The sequence below is a fragment of the Bradyrhizobium sp. Ken01 genome (assembly GCF_055807355.1).
In genome coordinates this window covers 68,518-82,960 of the sequence record NZ_JBVVPC010000026.1, presented here as the reverse complement: position 1 = coordinate 82,960, position 14,443 = coordinate 68,518, and the positions used below count along the sequence as shown (strand labels likewise).

The window sequence follows — 14,443 nt, the reverse complement described above, 5'->3', positions numbered from 1 at the left end:
CTAAGTTCTCCTTCAAAGTACGTTTTGTTCGGTTGATTGGTATTCCGCGTTGCACGAGACCGTTGCGATCTCCCGCGACGAATTCCTCATTTCTTCTTGCCGGGGAAACCGCCGAGGCCCGGCAGCATCGGCTTGCCGCTCAGTCCGGTCAGGCCCGGAACGTTCGGCAGACCCTGGCGCAGCCCGGGAGGCAAATCCTTCGGCAGGCTGGGCAGACCCTGTCCGCCGCCACCCTGCATCTTCTCCTGCAGCGCCTTCATCTCTTCCGGCGACGGCGGCTTCATGCCACCGCCAAAACCCATGGCCTGCGCGATGCCGGCGAGCGGACCGCGCTTGCCGGAGCCCATGGCCTTCATCATGTCGGCCATGTTCCGGTGCATCTTGAGCAGCTTGTTGACCTGCTCGACGCTCTGGCCGGAACCTGCGGCGATGCGCTTCTTGCGGCTGGCCTTGAGCAGATCTGGATGACGGCGCTCGTCGCGCGTCATGGAATCGATCACCGCGACCTGGCGCTTCAAGATCTTGTCGTCGATGCCGGCGGCCGCGATCTGGTTCTTCATCTTGGCGATGCCGGGCATCATGCCCATCAGGCCGCTGATGCCGCCCATATTGGCCATCTGCGACAGCTGCTCGCGCATGTCGTTGAGGTCGAACTGACCCTTGCGCATCCGCTCTGCGGTGCGCGCGGCCTTTTCGGCATCGATGTTGGCGGCAGCGCGTTCGACCAGCGAGACGACGTCGCCCATGCCGAGGATGCGGCCGGCGATACGGTCGGGGTGGAAGTCCTCCAGCGCGTCGGTCTTTTCACCGGTGCCGAGCAGCTTGATCGGCTTGCCGGTGACCGCGCGCATCGACAGCGCGGCGCCGCCGCGGCCGTCGCCGTCGACTCGTGTCAGCACGATGCCGGTGAGGCCGACGCGCTCGTCGAAGGCGCGGGCGAGATTGACGGCGTCCTGGCCGGTGAGGCTGTCTGCCACCAGCAGCACTTCATGCGGATTGGCAGCGGCTTTGATGGCTGCCGCTTCCGCCATCATCTCTTCGTCGAGCGTGGTGCGGCCGGCGGTATCGAGCAGCACAACGTCGTAGCCGCCGAGCTTGCCGGCCTCGAGCGCGCGCTTTGCGATCCGCGCCGGCTGCTGGCCGGCAACGATCGGCAGCGTCGGAATGTCGAGGTCGCGGCCCAGTACGGCCAGCTGCTCCATCGCCGCGGGACGGTAGATGTCGAGCGAGGCCATCAGCACCTTGCGCTTGTCGCGCTGGACCATGCGACGGGCGAGCTTTGCGGTGGTGGTGGTCTTGCCGGAGCCTTGCAGGCCGACCATCATGATCGGCACCGGCGGCACGGAATTGATGTCGATGGTCTGGCTTTCGGCGCCGAGCGTGTTGATCAGTTCGTCATGGACGATCTTGACCACCATCTGGCCTGGTGTCACCGACTTGACGACGGTGGCGCCGATCGCCTGCTCGCGGACCCGCTCGGTGAAGCTGCGCACCACTTCGAGCGCGACGTCGGCTTCCAGCAGCGCACGGCGCACCTCGCGCATGGCGGCGTCGACGTCCTTTTCGGTCAGCGCACCGCGCCCCGTCAGACGATCGAGAATGCCGCCAAGCCGTTCCGACAGATTGTCGAACAATGCCGTTGTCCCTTTTCCACCTCCCCCGCAAGCGCGGAGAAGGGAGCAGAAAATCCAAACACCTTCACGCCCGAGGGCGCACAGCGCTGTCGGGCGTTGGCCTCTGGCCTCTGGGGCCAGTCGGCGGGTCGAAAAGAAAGCCTTTCCGAGAAAGTGGCCGGGTTAAACGCCGCGGCTGCCCGAAAGTCAAGGAAAGTTAGGGTGGCCGGGGCCGCTTTGGAAGGCAAAGCCTTGAAAAGATGAACTTTCTTGCGGCGGGTTCCTTTTCCGCAGACCCCGCCCATATAGCGGTGATGTCTTGCCCCTCCGACCATCCCTGAAGCCAGACCCGTGCCGATCACCCGCCGCCGCCTTTTCGGACTGCTCGCCGGGGCTGGCGCATTGGTCGGCGTGCCCTCCCTTTGGATGTCTCGCATGAAAACCTACGACGGCCCGGTCTCCGACCATTTCGACGGACTGACCTTCTTCGATCCGGACGGCGCGCCGCCGAAATCGCTTCGTGAGGTCCTGCGCTGGCAACTCGGCTGCAAGCGGCAGCGCGCGACCTGGCCGGATTGGGCGCCGAGCCCCCACGCCGACACCCCGCCGGACCGCGTCGACGGCGATAAGGTGCGGCTCTCTTTCGTCGGCCACGCCAGCTGGCTCATCCAGACCGGCGGCCTCAACATTCTCGTCGATCCCGTCTGGTCGACGCGGGTCTCGCCCGTCAGCTTCGCCGGGCCGAAGCGGCACAACGATCCCGGCATTGCGTTCGATCATTTGCCGAAGATCGATGTCGTGCTGGTCTCGCACGGCCATTACGACCATCTCGACATCGCGACGTTGTCGCGGCTCGCCAAGAATTTTGCCCCGCGTGTGGTGACCCCGCTCGGCAATGACGTCACGATGCGCAGCACCGATGCGACGATCAAGGTGGACGCGTTCGACTGGCATGATCGCGTCGAACTCGGTGGCGGCATCGCCATGACGCTGGTGCCGACCCGGCACTGGTCGGCGCGCGGGATGTTCGATCGCAACAAGGCGCTGTGGGCGAGTTTCGTGCTGGAGACGCCGGCGGGGAAAATCTACGTCGTCTGCGATTCCGGCTATGGCGATGGCGGGCATTTCCGCCGCGTCGCCGAGAAGCACGGCCCGTTACGCCTGGCGATCCTCCCGATCGGCGCCTACGAGCCGCGCTGGTTCATGCGCGATCAGCACATGAACCCGGAAGACGCGGTGAAGGCGCTCGCGGATTGCGGCGCGCAAGCCGCACTCGGGCATCACCACGGCACGTTCCAGCTGACCGATGAAGCAATCGATGCGCCGGCGAAGGCGCTGGTCGAGGCACTCGACGCCGCGAAGGTTCCGCAGGAAAGATTTGTGGCGATGAAGCCCGGGCAGGTGGTGGAGATCTGACTCCCTCGTGCGATTTATCTCCGCTGTCGTCCCGGACAAGCGGAGCGCAGATCCGGGACCCATAGCCACAGGGAGAAGTTTGGCGAAGATTCGGAGTTACCTGTGTCGCGTCACAACCACTCCCTGTGGTTATGGGTCTCGGCCTGCGCCGGGACGACACCGTTGTTGTGGCCGGCAGTGTGCCTCTTAGGGCCTACGGCCCCGTCTTGATCGCCCAGCTCACATTCACCGTCACCGCCAGCGTTTCCTCGCCCGGCGCGACCGCGGCCTGCGGTGCGGCCATCGGAGCTGCGGCCATGCGTCCCTTGAACAGCGGCATCGGGGCGCCGCCTTCGGACACGCTGAGCGGCGCGCCGAGCGTGACGCCGGTGGCTCTGGCGTAGATCTCCGCTTTGCGGCGAGCGTCTGCGACAGCCTTCTCGCGGGCATCGTCGAGCAATTTCGGGGCCTGCGTCACCTCGAAGGAGATGTTGCCGATATCGTTGGCGCCGGCGCCGACCAGCGTGTCGATGATGGCGGCGACCTTGGTCACGTCGCGGATCTTCACGGTGACGCGGTTGGAGGCGCGGAAGCCGACCACGGGCGAGGCGCCGGTGGATTTGTTCTGACCGTATTGCGGCTGCAGCGACAGCCGCGAGGTCTGGTAATCCTTCTCGTCAATGCCTGCGCCCTTCAGCGCCAGCAGCACCTTGCCCATCGCGGCGTTGTTGGCGTCGGACGCTTCCTTGGCCGATTTGGCGTCGTTGGCGACGCCGGCGTCGATCTGCGCGAGATCAGGCGCGGCGGAGATCGTAGCTTCGCCGCTCACCGAAATCGCTGCCGGAAAATCATCGGCGAGCGCGGGCGCTGCCAGCAGTGCGGCGGCAGACGTAACGAGGGAGGTCAAAAGGATGGCAGGCTTTTTCATCGGTCTCACTTCAGCGGCACGAAAACATTGATCACGAGCTTGTCCTCGGCCGTCTTCAGGGGATCGGTGAGGTATTCCTCGATGAAGGTGTCCTTGGCTTCCAGCTTCTTGTCGTCGAGATGATTGGTGATCGCCTCGTAGGTGTTGTCCATGTTGTCGTAGGAGCCGCGGTGGACGAATTTCAGCGCCTTGCCCTCCGGCGATTTACCGATGCTCATGTCCTTGGGCAGGTTCTTCGGATCCTGCTCGACCGGGATCTCGGCAAGGAAGGTGAAGCCGGTGTCGTCGGTCGAGGTGTAGACGATCATCGAATTGCCGGCGTGCTTGATACCCTGCTTGTCCAGCAGCGTGTTCAGCGCCTTGAAGGCGTCGATCAGCGTGTCGAAGGCCGAGTCCCAATTGGCAGTGCCCTTGACCATCACGACCTTCCTGGACTCGAGCGTGGTCTCCTGGCCGAAGGGATCGGCCGTCTGCACGGGAGCCGGCGTCGCGGCCGCGGCGGGCGGCGGGGCGGCGGGGCTCGGTGAGGCGCTGGCGGCGGGCGAGGGCGAGGTTGCAAGGGAGGTTGCAGGGGAGGTTGCAGGGCTTGGCGAGGCGCTGGCCGCCGGCGAGGGCGTGGCCACGGGTGCAGCGCTCGCGGCCGGGGCGGGCGAAGCCGACGGGGCCGGCGAGGGGCTCGGCGTTTGGGCCAGCGTGGCGGACAGACCAAACGACAAGGCGGCTGCCGGGATCAGCGCGGCCAAAGCGAGACGACGAAACCTGAACATTTTTATTCTCCCCAATAGCTTATCCGCCAAGGCCTTGCGTCCCCGAGGCCTTAACCCGGCCGCATGTCCCGGATCGCGCGAATTTCGCCGTTCTAACACGCGAGCGCCGAATTCGTCCCATGACAGATGCGTCATGGCAGCGTCCTGGCTCTTGTCGGCAAATCACTGGCCAAGCCGCCAAGGATCGCCATATAAGGCAGGCGAAATTCGGGAATTTTCATGAGCGCGCTGGCCAACCACGCATTTGCCAAGATGAACGGCATCGGCAACGAGATCGTCGTTGTCGACATGCGCGATTCCACCTCAAAGATCACCCCCGACGATGCCCGCGCAGTGGCATCGGCCCGAGGCGGCGTGCCCTACGACCAGCTTATGGTGCTGCAGAAGCCGCGCTTCGACGGCACCGAAGCTTTCATCAGCATCTACAACTGTGACGGCTCCGAGGCCGGCGCCTGCGGCAACGGCATGCGCTGCGTGGTGCGCCGCGTCTTCGAGAAGACCGGCCAGACCAATGCAACGTTCGAGACGGCCGCGGGCCTGCTCAACGCGTGGCAGGGTCCGGCGCCGGATCTTTATACGGTGGACATGGGCGCGCCGAAGTTCGGCTGGCAGGACATTCCGCTCGACCAGGAATTCCGCGACACCCGCTACATCGAATTGCAGATCGGCCCGATCGACAATCCGATCCTGCATTCGCCGTCGGTGGTCAGTATGGGCAATCCGCATGCGATTTTCTGGGTCGATGACGTCAGCGCCTACGATCTCGAGCGTTTCGGTCCGCTGCTGGAGAATCATCCGATCTTCCCCGAGCGCGCCAACATCACGCTCGCCTATATCGTCGATTCTCAGCACATCACGATCCGCACCTGGGAGCGCGGCGCCGGCTTGACCAAGGCCTGCGGCTCGGCCGCTTGTGCCACGGCGGTTGCGGCGGCGCGGCTGAAGCGCGCCGAGCGCAATGTCGAGATCACGCTGCCCGGCGGCAAGCTCGGGATCGAATGGCGCGAGCGCGACGATCACGTGCTGATGACGGGCACGGCGACCTTCGAATATGAAGGCAATTTCGATCCCGCGCTGTTCGCGCCGGTCGGGTGATGAGCGTCGACATCGTCACCTTCGGCTGCCGCCTCAACGCCTTCGAGGCCGAGGTGATCCGCCGCGAGGCCGAGGGCGCGGGACTCGCCGATACCATCGTCATCAACAGCTGCGCCGTGACCAACGAGGCGGTGGCGCAGGCGCGGCAGTCGATCCGCAAGCTGAAGCGCGAGCGGCCGGGTTCGCGCATCGTCGTCACCGGTTGCGCGGCGCAGACGCAAAGCGGCATGTTTGCCGAGATGGCCGAGGTCGACCGCGTCGTCGGCAATGACGACAAGATGCGATCGTCCGCATGGCGCGCGGCGCGGGCGGCGTTCGATCTCGGTGCGAGCGAAAAAATCGCCGTCAGCGACATCATGGCGGTGAAGGCGATGGCGCCGCATCTCGTCGACGGATTTGCGCGGGGCCTGCCGCGCGTGTTCGTGCAGGTGCAGAACGGCTGCGACCATCGCTGCACCTTCTGCATCATTCCGTTCGGCCGCGGCAATTCGCGCTCGGTGCCGATGGGCCTGGTGGTCGATCAGGTCCGGGCATTGGCCGAGCGCGGCCATGCCGAGATCGTGTTGACCGGCGTCGATCTCACCAGCTACGGCGCCGACCTGCCGGGCGCGCCCAAGCTTGGCATGCTGACGAAGCAGATCTTGCGGCATGTGCCGGAGTTGAGGCGCCTGCGCATCTCCTCGATCGATTCGATCGAGGCGGACAGCGATCTGCTCGATGCCATCGCCGGCGATGCGCGGCTGATGCCGCATCTGCACCTGTCGCTGCAGTCCGGCGACGACATGATCTTGAAGCGCATGAAGCGGCGGCATACGCGCGGCGACGCCATCGCGTTCTGCGACCAGGTCCGCCGCCTGCGCCCGGATATCGCGCTGGGTGCCGACATCATTGCGGGCTTTCCGACCGAGACCGAGGAGATGTTCTCGCGCTCGATCGACCTGGTCGAGGAATGCGGCCTGGCCTTCCTCCACGTTTTCCCCTATTCGCCGCGTCCCGGCACGCCAGCCGCGCGAATGCCGCAGGTGGCGGGCGGCGCAATCAAGCAGCGTGCGAAACGGCTACGTGCGACGGGCGAAGCGGCATTGCGCCAGCGGCTGCAAGCCGAGATCGGCGCCACGCGTGAGGTGCTGATCGAGAGCGACGGGCAGGGACGGACGGAGCACTATCTGCCGGTGGCGATTGCGGGCGAGCGTATCGGCAGTGTCGTGCCGCTGCGGATCGCCGGTCGTGATGGCGTGCGGCTGACGACGTAATTTGCCGTCATTCCACAACTGCATCCCCAACGTCGTCCTGGCGAAAGCCAGGATCCATTACCCCAAGGAGAGGTTGTTGCACGCAATTGCCAACTACAAGTCTTCGCCAAACTGAATTCGGTGGTTATGGGTCCTGGCTTTCGCCAGGACGACGGCGGAGGGCGCAGCGCGGCCCAAAACGCATACCTTAAGACGCGCGTACCTGCCAGAACCGCAGCGTCCGCCGCGCATTCTCCGGGGTCATGCGTGCGTAATGGCTTTGAGCCCTTGCGATATCGGGCGGCTTCATCGCGCCGCTCGCAAAGCGGCTCTGAAGCACGGCCGCGGTTGTTTCCCAGCTGAGTTGCGCCGCCTTGCACGGCACCAGCAGGCCGTCCTCGCGCAGGCTTTGCATCAGCGGGCGAATCACTTCCACGGTCGATCCCGACAATGCGGCCAATGCGGCCACCGCTTCTTCGTAGCGCCGTTGCGTGGCGAAGCCGAGCAGCGTCGCTTCGCTGAGCTGGCCGGCCGCCTTGAGGCCTGCGACGGCGCGCTTGGCACCTTCGAAATCGCGGACGCCCGACATCTCGCGCTCGACACCGGCGGTGACGGCGGCGATCGCGGTCTGGATCTCCTCGAACAGATGCGGCGGCGCGCGTGACAACAGGCGGGTCCGCACGGCATCGCTCGCCGAGCGCAGCAATTGACGACGCAGGTCCGTCGGCAGATCGACGCGGACGCCAACGCTGACAGCGAGCTCGGGGTCGGCCTCGGCCTGTCCGACGATGACGGCAAATCCGTTTCCGGACACGCGCGCGCCGGGATTGGCGGCGAGCCGGCGGCTGACGCTGGGATAACGCCGCGCCAGCAATGCATCGGTGACGATCTCTTTCAGCCACCAGCGCCCGGCGACCGCGAGCAGATGCGGCTCGCCCTTGGATGATGCGATCTGCACCAGCGCGCCGTCGTCGAGGCGCGCGGATTCCTGCAGCACGGGGCCGGCAATGCGGATTTCGTCATTGTTGGCGAGGCGGCGAATGACCGATGGCGGCGCCTGCGCGATCGGCGCGAGCTGCGCGCTGATCTCGGCGAGCGCAACGCGTGCGCCCATGTCGGCGATGGCGCGGAGCTCGATGGTGCCGATCAGGCGATCCAGCACGTCGTCGAACAGCGCGATCTGCTCGTCGTCGAAACTGCCGGCGGAGGACAGGAACAGGTCGGTGACGCGGCGGGCTGTTGCCAGGCCCTTTTCCGCGGAGCCAGTCCGAAGCGCGGACTCGACCTCGTCGATGATCGATAACTCGGCCGTGGACATGACGCGCAGCTCGTCCTGAGCAGATTGACGGAAGCTTGTTCTAAGCAACCGTTATCATTAGCGACGAGCACTGAACGTTTCGTAAACTATAGGGAGAGCTGGTGGCTTCGAGCTGCATCTCGCTTTCGCCGCGGAGGTACTGCGCTCCCTCCCCCCGCTTGCGGGGGAGGGTCGGGGAGAGGGTGCTTCCTCTAACGAGAAACCCGAAGAGGAGAGAGCCCTCACCCGCCGCGCTTCGCGCGACGACCTCTCCCGCAAGCGGGAGAGGTGAACGACAGTGCCACTATTCTCCGTTCCACCCGCAGGCGCGGAGCCGCTCGTGCATGTGGGGAGGGGCCGGCGCCACCACGCGGACCGGCTCCTTGTTCCGGGAGATCGGCACCACGATCTCGCGGGAATGCAGGTGCAGCTTCGGCTCGCCGAAGCGCGGGCCGTTGCCGTAAATGTTATCGCCGAAGATCGGCCAGCCGGTCGCCGACGAATGCACCCGCAATTGATGAGTCCGCCCGGTCACCGGTTCCATGGCGAGCCAGGTCAGGCCGTCGCCCCGGCCCATCACCTTCCAGTTGGTGATGGCCTTTTGGCCCTCGGGATCGGGCTTCTGCCACCAGCCGCGTTCGGCGTTCAGCCGCCCGAGGGGCATGTCGATGGTGCCTTCGTCCTCAGTGGGGCCGCCCTCGACGATGGTCCAGTAGGTCTTGCCGATCTTGCCATGCTTGAACAGCAGGCCGAGCGACGCCGTCGCCTTGCGATGGCGGCCGAGCACGAGGCAACCCGAGGTGTCCTTGTCCAGCCGGTGGGCCAGCACCGGCGGCCGCGGCAGGCCGAAACGAAGCGCGTCGAAGGAGGTTTCCAGATTGGCCCCGCCCTTGGGTCCGCGATGCACCGGCAGGCCGGCCGGCTTGTCGATGACCAGCATCAATCCGTCGCGATGGAGCACGCGCGCCAGGATTTCGTCAGCGGTCAATTCGGGAACATCGAGCAATTGCAGCACTTTCGGTCAAGACTTTCGTTTGCGAGCCGGAACGGCTAACACACCGCCACCATGAACGATACCACCCCCGAGACCCCCAAGCTGAGCTGGTGGCGCCGCCTGTCCGACGGGCTGAAGCGCACCTCGTCCTCGCTCGGGACCGCTGTCGCCGACCTCGTCACCAAGCGGAAGCTCGACCGCGCCATGCTCGATGACATCGAGGACGTGCTGCTGCGCGCCGACCTCGGCACCTCGGTCGCGGTGCGGATCGCGGATGCCGTCGGCACCGGGCGCTACGACAAGGCGATCTCGGCGGACGAGGTCAAGGACGTCGTCGCGACCGAGGTCGAGAAGGTGCTGGCGGCGGTGGCCAAGCCGCTCGAGATCGACGCCGGCAAGAAGCCGTTCGTCATCCTCGTGGTCGGCGTCAACGGCTCCGGCAAGACCACCACCATCGGGAAACTCTCGCAGAAATTCGCGTCCGAAGGCCGCAAGGTGATGCTGGCCGCCGGCGACACGTTTCGCGCAGCGGCGATCGAGCAGCTCAAGGTCTGGGGCGAACGCACCAGGACGCCCGTCATATCAGGTGCGCAAGGCTCGGATTCGGCGAGCCTCGCCTTCAACGCGCTGACGGCGGCGAAGGAGCAGGGCATCGACGTGCTCCTGATCGACACCGCCGGCCGGCTGCAGAACAAGGCCGAGCTGATGAACGAGCTCGAAAAGGTCGTGCGCGTCATCCGCAAGGTGGACGCGACTGCGCCGCATGCGGTGCTGCTTGTGCTGGACGCCACTGTCGGCCAGAACGCGCTATCGCAGGTCGAGGCCTTCCATCGCACCGCCGGGGTCACCGGTCTCGTGATGACGAAGCTCGACGGCACCGCCCGCGGCGGCATTCTGGTGGCGCTCGCGGAGAAATTCAAACTGCCGGTGCATTTCATCGGCGTCGGCGAAGGCGTCGACGATCTCGCGCCGTTCACCGCGCGCGATTTCGCCCGCGCGATAGCTGGAATCGAAAGCTGAAGAATGGACAAGACCCAGCCGCATCCGCTGTTCAAGCTTGCGACCGAGCTCGGCCCGCTGCTCGTGTTCTTCTTCGTGAATGCGAAGTTCAACCTGTTCGCGGCAACCGGCGCCTTCATGGTCGCGATCGTCGCGGCGATGATCGCCTCCTATGTTGTGACGCGCCACATCCCGATCATGGCGATCGTGACAGGCGTCATCGTGCTGGTGTTCGGCACGCTGACCCTGGTGCTGCACGACGAGACCTTCATCAAGCTCAAGCCGACCATCATCTACGCTTTGTTCGCCGCGATCCTCGGCGGCGGCCTGTTGTTCGGCCGCTCCTTCATCGCCGTGATGTTCGACCAGATGTTCAATCTGACGCCGCAGGGCTGGCGCATCCTGACGCTGCGCTGGGCGCTGTTCTTCGCCGGCATGGCGGTGTTGAACGAGATCGTCTGGCGCACCCAGAGCACCGACTTCTGGGTCAACTTCAAGGTGTTCGGCGTCACGCCGATCACCATGATCTTCGCCATCGCCCAGATGCCGCTGACCAAGCGTTATCACCTCGAGCCGGCGTCGCTGGAAGCGAGCGAGGCCGAGGCGGGCGATGTGCGGAAGGGGTGACGGTCTTTCGGCTCGCTACACACTCAACTGTCATCGCCCGCGAAGGCGGGCGATCCAGTATTCCAGAGACGGCAGTGAGATGCGGAGAGGCCGCGGCGTACTGGATGCCCCGCCTTCGCGGGGCATGAGAGCGGTGTGCGAGGCTGACTCCTTTGCTCCGCTCGCAATGACGGTCTTGGCTACGACCCCGCTCTCAACGCCTTCTCCATCTGCGGCAACAACACCGTCCGCAGATTGTCCGGCGTGATCGGCCCGACCAGCTTGTAGACGATGGTGCCTTCGCGACCGACGACGAAAGTCTCGGGCACGCCATAGACGCCCCATTCGATCGAGGCGCGGCCGTTGGCATCGACGCCGACGTGGCCGAACGGGTTGCCGTAGCGCCCGAGGAAGCGCCGCGCATTGTCGGCGGCATCCTTGTAGTTGATGCCGACGAGCTGGAAGCGCTTGTCTTTTGCCAGTTCGGTCAGGAGCGGCGCCTCGTCGTGGCACGGCACGCACCAGGACGCCCAGACATTGACGAGGCTGACCTTGCCCTTGAATGCAGTGGGATCGAGGCCGGGGATCTGCGCGTTGTCGGCCTGCAATCCCTCGAGCGGCGGCAGCGTGGTTTGCGGCGCGGGGCGTCCGATCAGCGCGGAAGGGATCCGCGAGGGATCGCCGCTGCCGAGCCGGAACCAGAACAACAGCGCCAGGCCGATGAACGCGATCAGCGGCAGCACCATCAGGAAGGTGCGGCGCTGCGGCGGAGCTGACGTCGATTGCTCGCTCATGCTCGATCTCTCATGGCCGATCCGTCGCGCTACGGCCGGAGCGGCGGGTGACGCCGCTGCGCTCGAGCTCGCGCAGGCGCTGTGTCTGGCTCCGATAATCGAGCACGATCCAGCCGATCAGGATCACGACCACGAGGGCGGCCGCGGCATAGGACGTCACGATGAAGGACGCGTAGGGACCGAGCGACATGATCATGCAGCCCCGACTTCTTTTGACGTGCTGCCTTCACGCGAGCCGGTGCCGACTTCCGAAAACGCCACACGGCTCGCCTGCATCATCTGCAGGGACCGTACGCGCCGGCGCAATATCTCGTTGCGCATCGCAGCCAGATGCAGCGTGACGAACAGCAGGGTGAACGCGATGGCCATCACCAGCAGCGGAATCAGGAATGATTTGTCGAGCGACGAGCCGCCCATCCGCATCACCGAGGCCGGCTGGTGCAGCGTGTTCCACCAGTCGACCGAGAACTTGATGATCGGCAGGTTGAGCGCGCCGACCAGGGTCAGCACGGCGGCGGCGCGCGCCGCGCGGGAGGGATCGTCGACCGCGCGCCACAGCGCCATCAGGCCGAGATACATCAGGAACAGGATCAGCACCGAGGTCAGCCGCGCGTCCCACTCCCAATAGGTGCCCCACATCGGCCGGCCCCACAGCGAGCCCGTCAGCAGCGCGAGGAAGGTGAAGCTGGCGCCGATCGGGGCGGCCGCTTTGGCGGCGACGTCGGCGAGCGGATGCCGCCACACCAGCGTGCCCAGCGAGGCGATGCTCATCACGCCCCATACGAACATCGACAGCCAGGCATTGGGCACGTGGATGAACATGATCTTCACCGTCGCGCCCTGCTGATAGTCGTCGGGCGCGGTGGCGGACTGATAGAGCCCGATCGCGAGCAGGATGATTGTCGCAGCCGCAAGCCACGGCAGTAGCCGCGCCGTCAGCGCGAGGAACCGTGTGGGGTTGGCGAGGTCGATCAGCGTCATGGTATCCTGATAATCACCGGTAAGCGCTCACGCAATCAGCACGAAAGTCCGCAGCGAAAGTTGATCGGGGTCAAGGTCAGCCCAGTCCCTCTCAATCCAGTCCATGCTTCAGGCTCGCCGCAGCCGCGAAGGGGCCGATCACGAGGCTGACCAGCGACAGCGCGCACAGGATCGAGAACGGAGCGCCGAACGTCATGGGGCCGACGATCACCGCCTGCGAGGCCGCGACGCCGAAAATCAGGACGGGTATCGACAGGGGCAGCACCAGGACGGCCATCAATAATCCGCCACGATGCAGCGTCACCGCCAGCGCCGCGCCGATCATGCCGGTAAACGTCAATGCCGGGGTGCCGGCGAGCAGCGTCAGCGCCACCGCGCCGGTCGCGACCATGTCGAGGTTGAGCAGCAGGCCGAGCACGGGGGTTGCGACGATCAGCGGCAGGCCCGCCGCGAGCCAATGCGCCAGCGCCTTCGCCGCGCAGGCGAGTTCCAGCGGAGTCCGGCTCATCGTGATCAGGTCGAGCGAGCCGTCCTCGTGGTCGGCCATGAACAGCCGGTCCAGGGTGAGCAGGCTCGCCAGCAACGCCCCCAGCCACAGGATCGCCGGCCCGAGCCGCGACAGCAGCGCCAGATCCGGCCCCACCGCAAACGGCATCAGCACCACCACGGTCAGAAAGAACAGCACGCCAATCAATGCCCCGCCGCCAACACGGAGCGCGATCCTGATGTCCCGGCGAATCAGGGCGGACAGGGCGGTCATGGGGTGACTCTTTCCTCGGCGAGACGGCCGTAAGAGCCCGGCTCGTGCCCAGGGCAAACTGCGCTCCCTCCCCCCTTGTGGGGGAGGGCGGGGGAGAGGGGTAGCCGCGGGAGAGATGGTTGTTGGGTCCGTGGCGCCAGCAACAGAGCGCCCGCCTGCCGACCGCTAGAACCGAGAGAGTGCGCCGCGTGGCACCCCCCTCCCTGACCCTCCCCCACAAGGGGGGAGGGAACGGAGAGGGCGGAGCCAAGCCGCTTGGAAAACTGAGGGTCAACGGGAATCATGCCGTCCCCCCGATCCGCAGCTCCCGCGAATCGATGCCGAGCGGGGCGTGGGTGGCGGCGATGATCAGGCCGCCGCGGCTGAGGTGCTCGCGCATCAATCCGGAGAACATGTCCTGTCCCGCGACATCCAGCGCCGTGGTCGGCTCATCCAATAGCCAGACCGGTCGGCGGACGGTCAGCAGGCGGGCCAGCGAGAGCCGGCGGCGCTGGCCGGCGGACAGGAAGGCGGCGGGCAGATCGGCGGCGTGGTCGAGCCCGACGGTGGCGAGGCTTTCGCCGGCGTCGAAACGCTCTCCGCCGAGGAAATCGGCCCAGAATGTCAGATTCTCGGCCACGCTCAGGGCCGGCTTCAGGGCGTCGCGATGGCCGAGATAGTGGCACTGCTCCGGCAATGTCAGCTCGGCGTCGCCTCCGGCCAGCGCGATCGTGCCGCCCGCCGGAATGAGCAGGCCCGCGATCAGCCGCAGCAGCGAGGTCTTGCCCGATCCGTTGCGGCCGACGACCGCCACGGCTTCGCCGGAGCCGGCCCCGAAATCGAGCCCGGAAAACACCTCGCGGCCGCCCCGCACGCATGTGACCCCATGTCCGGAAAGCTGCATCTCGCCTCGTACCAACCCGCTCAACGTCAGGCCTCAGGAAAACTTGCGGTAGCGCATGGGAATTTTTGGCTCGCGGATTGCTGCGGCACGTTTGTGGCT

Annotated in this window: 15 protein-coding genes; 5 read left to right on the top strand and 10 right to left on the bottom strand. The window is 65.9% G+C overall.

The genetic code is table 11. The features are described 5' to 3' along the window. Positions 1–86 precede the first annotated feature (86 nt). Positions 87–1,634, bottom strand: coding sequence for a signal recognition particle protein (gene ffh / locus AC0L3S_RS23635; RefSeq protein ID WP_473281604.1), 1,548 nt, complete (start codon positions 1,632–1,634; stop codon positions 87–89). Between the two features lie 330 nt (positions 1,635–1,964). On the opposite strand from ffh, the gene AC0L3S_RS23630 reads away from it, so the two are divergent. Then, positions 1,965–3,029: an MBL fold metallo-hydrolase gene (locus AC0L3S_RS23630; protein ID WP_473281602.1), complete on the top strand. Its 1,065-nt coding sequence runs from the start codon at positions 1,965–1,967 to the stop codon at positions 3,027–3,029. A 193-nt stretch (positions 3,030–3,222) separates the two neighbouring features. Here AC0L3S_RS23630 and AC0L3S_RS23625 read toward each other — a convergent pair whose 3' ends face one another. Next, a complete protein-coding gene (locus tag AC0L3S_RS23625; RefSeq protein WP_473281600.1) occupies positions 3,223–3,936 on the bottom strand; it encodes an SIMPL domain-containing protein in 714 nt (237 codons plus the stop codon). 5 nt (positions 3,937–3,941) lie between these two features. Continuing rightward, a complete protein-coding gene (locus AC0L3S_RS23620) occupies positions 3,942–4,703 on the bottom strand; it encodes a GyrI-like domain-containing protein (protein WP_473281598.1) in 762 nt (253 codons plus the stop codon). Positions 4,704–4,922: 219 nt separating this feature from the next. On the opposite strand from AC0L3S_RS23620, the gene dapF reads away from it, so the two are divergent. Beyond that, entirely contained in the window at positions 4,923–5,798 is an 876-nt protein-coding gene (gene dapF / locus AC0L3S_RS23615; RefSeq protein ID WP_473281596.1) for a diaminopimelate epimerase, read from the top strand. Then, entirely contained in the window at positions 5,798–7,051 is a 1,254-nt protein-coding gene (gene mtaB, locus AC0L3S_RS23610) for a tRNA (N(6)-L-threonylcarbamoyladenosine(37)-C(2))-methylthiotransferase MtaB (protein ID WP_473281594.1), read from the top strand. Before dapF ends, mtaB begins: the two co-directional genes overlap by 1 nt. A 187-nt stretch (positions 7,052–7,238) precedes the next feature. Here mtaB and AC0L3S_RS23605 read toward each other — a convergent pair whose 3' ends face one another. Beyond that, positions 7,239–8,348, bottom strand: coding sequence for a DUF2336 domain-containing protein (locus tag AC0L3S_RS23605; protein ID WP_473281592.1), 1,110 nt, complete (start codon positions 8,346–8,348; stop codon positions 7,239–7,241). Positions 8,349–8,631: 283 nt separating this feature from the next. Further along, positions 8,632–9,333, bottom strand: coding sequence for an RluA family pseudouridine synthase (locus AC0L3S_RS23600; protein WP_473264752.1), 702 nt, complete (start codon positions 9,331–9,333; stop codon positions 8,632–8,634). A gap of 60 nt (positions 9,334–9,393) precedes the next feature. Here AC0L3S_RS23600 and ftsY point away from each other — a divergent pair, with 60 nt between their 5' ends. Continuing rightward, a complete protein-coding gene (gene ftsY, locus AC0L3S_RS23595; RefSeq protein WP_473281590.1) occupies positions 9,394–10,341 on the top strand; it encodes a signal recognition particle-docking protein FtsY in 948 nt (315 codons plus the stop codon). Positions 10,342–10,344: 3 nt separating this feature from the next. Continuing rightward, entirely contained in the window at positions 10,345–10,947 is a 603-nt protein-coding gene (locus AC0L3S_RS23590; protein WP_007598838.1) for a septation protein A, read from the top strand. A gap of 179 nt (positions 10,948–11,126) precedes the next feature. Here the strand turns inward: AC0L3S_RS23590 and AC0L3S_RS23585 are convergent, their stop codons facing one another. The 5 genes from AC0L3S_RS23585 to ccmA form a co-directional block, all read right to left on the bottom strand. After that, on the bottom strand, positions 11,127–11,720 hold the full coding sequence (locus AC0L3S_RS23585; RefSeq protein ID WP_473281588.1) for a DsbE family thiol:disulfide interchange protein: 594 nt from the start codon (positions 11,718–11,720) through the stop codon (positions 11,127–11,129). 10 nt (positions 11,721–11,730) lie between these two features. Then, positions 11,731–11,916, bottom strand: coding sequence for a heme exporter protein CcmD (gene ccmD, locus AC0L3S_RS23580; protein WP_106945552.1), 186 nt, complete (start codon positions 11,914–11,916; stop codon positions 11,731–11,733). Beyond that, a complete protein-coding gene (locus tag AC0L3S_RS23575) occupies positions 11,913–12,701 on the bottom strand; it encodes a heme ABC transporter permease (protein ID WP_473281586.1) in 789 nt (262 codons plus the stop codon). The genes ccmD and AC0L3S_RS23575 overlap by 4 nt, the downstream gene beginning before the upstream one ends. A 91-nt stretch (positions 12,702–12,792) precedes the next feature. Beyond that, entirely contained in the window at positions 12,793–13,461 is a 669-nt protein-coding gene (gene ccmB, locus AC0L3S_RS23570) for a heme exporter protein CcmB (protein WP_007598845.1), read from the bottom strand. A gap of 280 nt (positions 13,462–13,741) precedes the next feature. Continuing rightward, positions 13,742–14,344 carry a heme ABC exporter ATP-binding protein CcmA gene (ccmA, locus tag AC0L3S_RS23565; protein WP_473281584.1) on the bottom strand — a complete coding sequence of 201 codons (603 nt, stop codon included), beginning with the start codon at positions 14,342–14,344 and terminating at the stop codon, positions 13,742–13,744. Between the last annotated feature and the right edge of the window lie 99 nt (positions 14,345–14,443).

Coding starts and splice junctions, on each gene's coding strand:
- AC0L3S_RS23625 (WP_473281600.1), bottom strand. CDS start 3,936: ATGAAAAAGCCTGCCATCCTTTTGACCTCCCTCGTTACGTCTGCCGCC.
- AC0L3S_RS23620 (WP_473281598.1), bottom strand. CDS start 4,703: ATGTTCAGGTTTCGTCGTCTCGCTTTGGCCGCGCTGATCCCGGCAGCC.
- dapF (WP_473281596.1), top strand. CDS start 4,923: ATGAGCGCGCTGGCCAACCACGCATTTGCCAAGATGAACGGCATCGGC.
- mtaB (WP_473281594.1), top strand. CDS start 5,798: ATGAGCGTCGACATCGTCACCTTCGGCTGCCGCCTCAACGCCTTCGAG.
- AC0L3S_RS23605 (WP_473281592.1), bottom strand. CDS start 8,348: ATGTCCACGGCCGAGTTATCGATCATCGACGAGGTCGAGTCCGCGCTT.
- ftsY (WP_473281590.1), top strand. CDS start 9,394: ATGAACGATACCACCCCCGAGACCCCCAAGCTGAGCTGGTGGCGCCGC.
- AC0L3S_RS23590 (WP_007598838.1), top strand. CDS start 10,345: ATGGACAAGACCCAGCCGCATCCGCTGTTCAAGCTTGCGACCGAGCTC.
- AC0L3S_RS23585 (WP_473281588.1), bottom strand. CDS start 11,720: ATGAGCGAGCAATCGACGTCAGCTCCGCCGCAGCGCCGCACCTTCCTG.
- ccmD (WP_106945552.1), bottom strand. CDS start 11,916: ATGATCATGTCGCTCGGTCCCTACGCGTCCTTCATCGTGACGTCCTAT.
- AC0L3S_RS23575 (WP_473281586.1), bottom strand. CDS start 12,701: ATGACGCTGATCGACCTCGCCAACCCCACACGGTTCCTCGCGCTGACG.
- ccmB (WP_007598845.1), bottom strand. CDS start 13,461: ATGACCGCCCTGTCCGCCCTGATTCGCCGGGACATCAGGATCGCGCTC.
- ccmA (WP_473281584.1), bottom strand. CDS start 14,344: ATGCAGCTTTCCGGACATGGGGTCACATGCGTGCGGGGCGGCCGCGAG.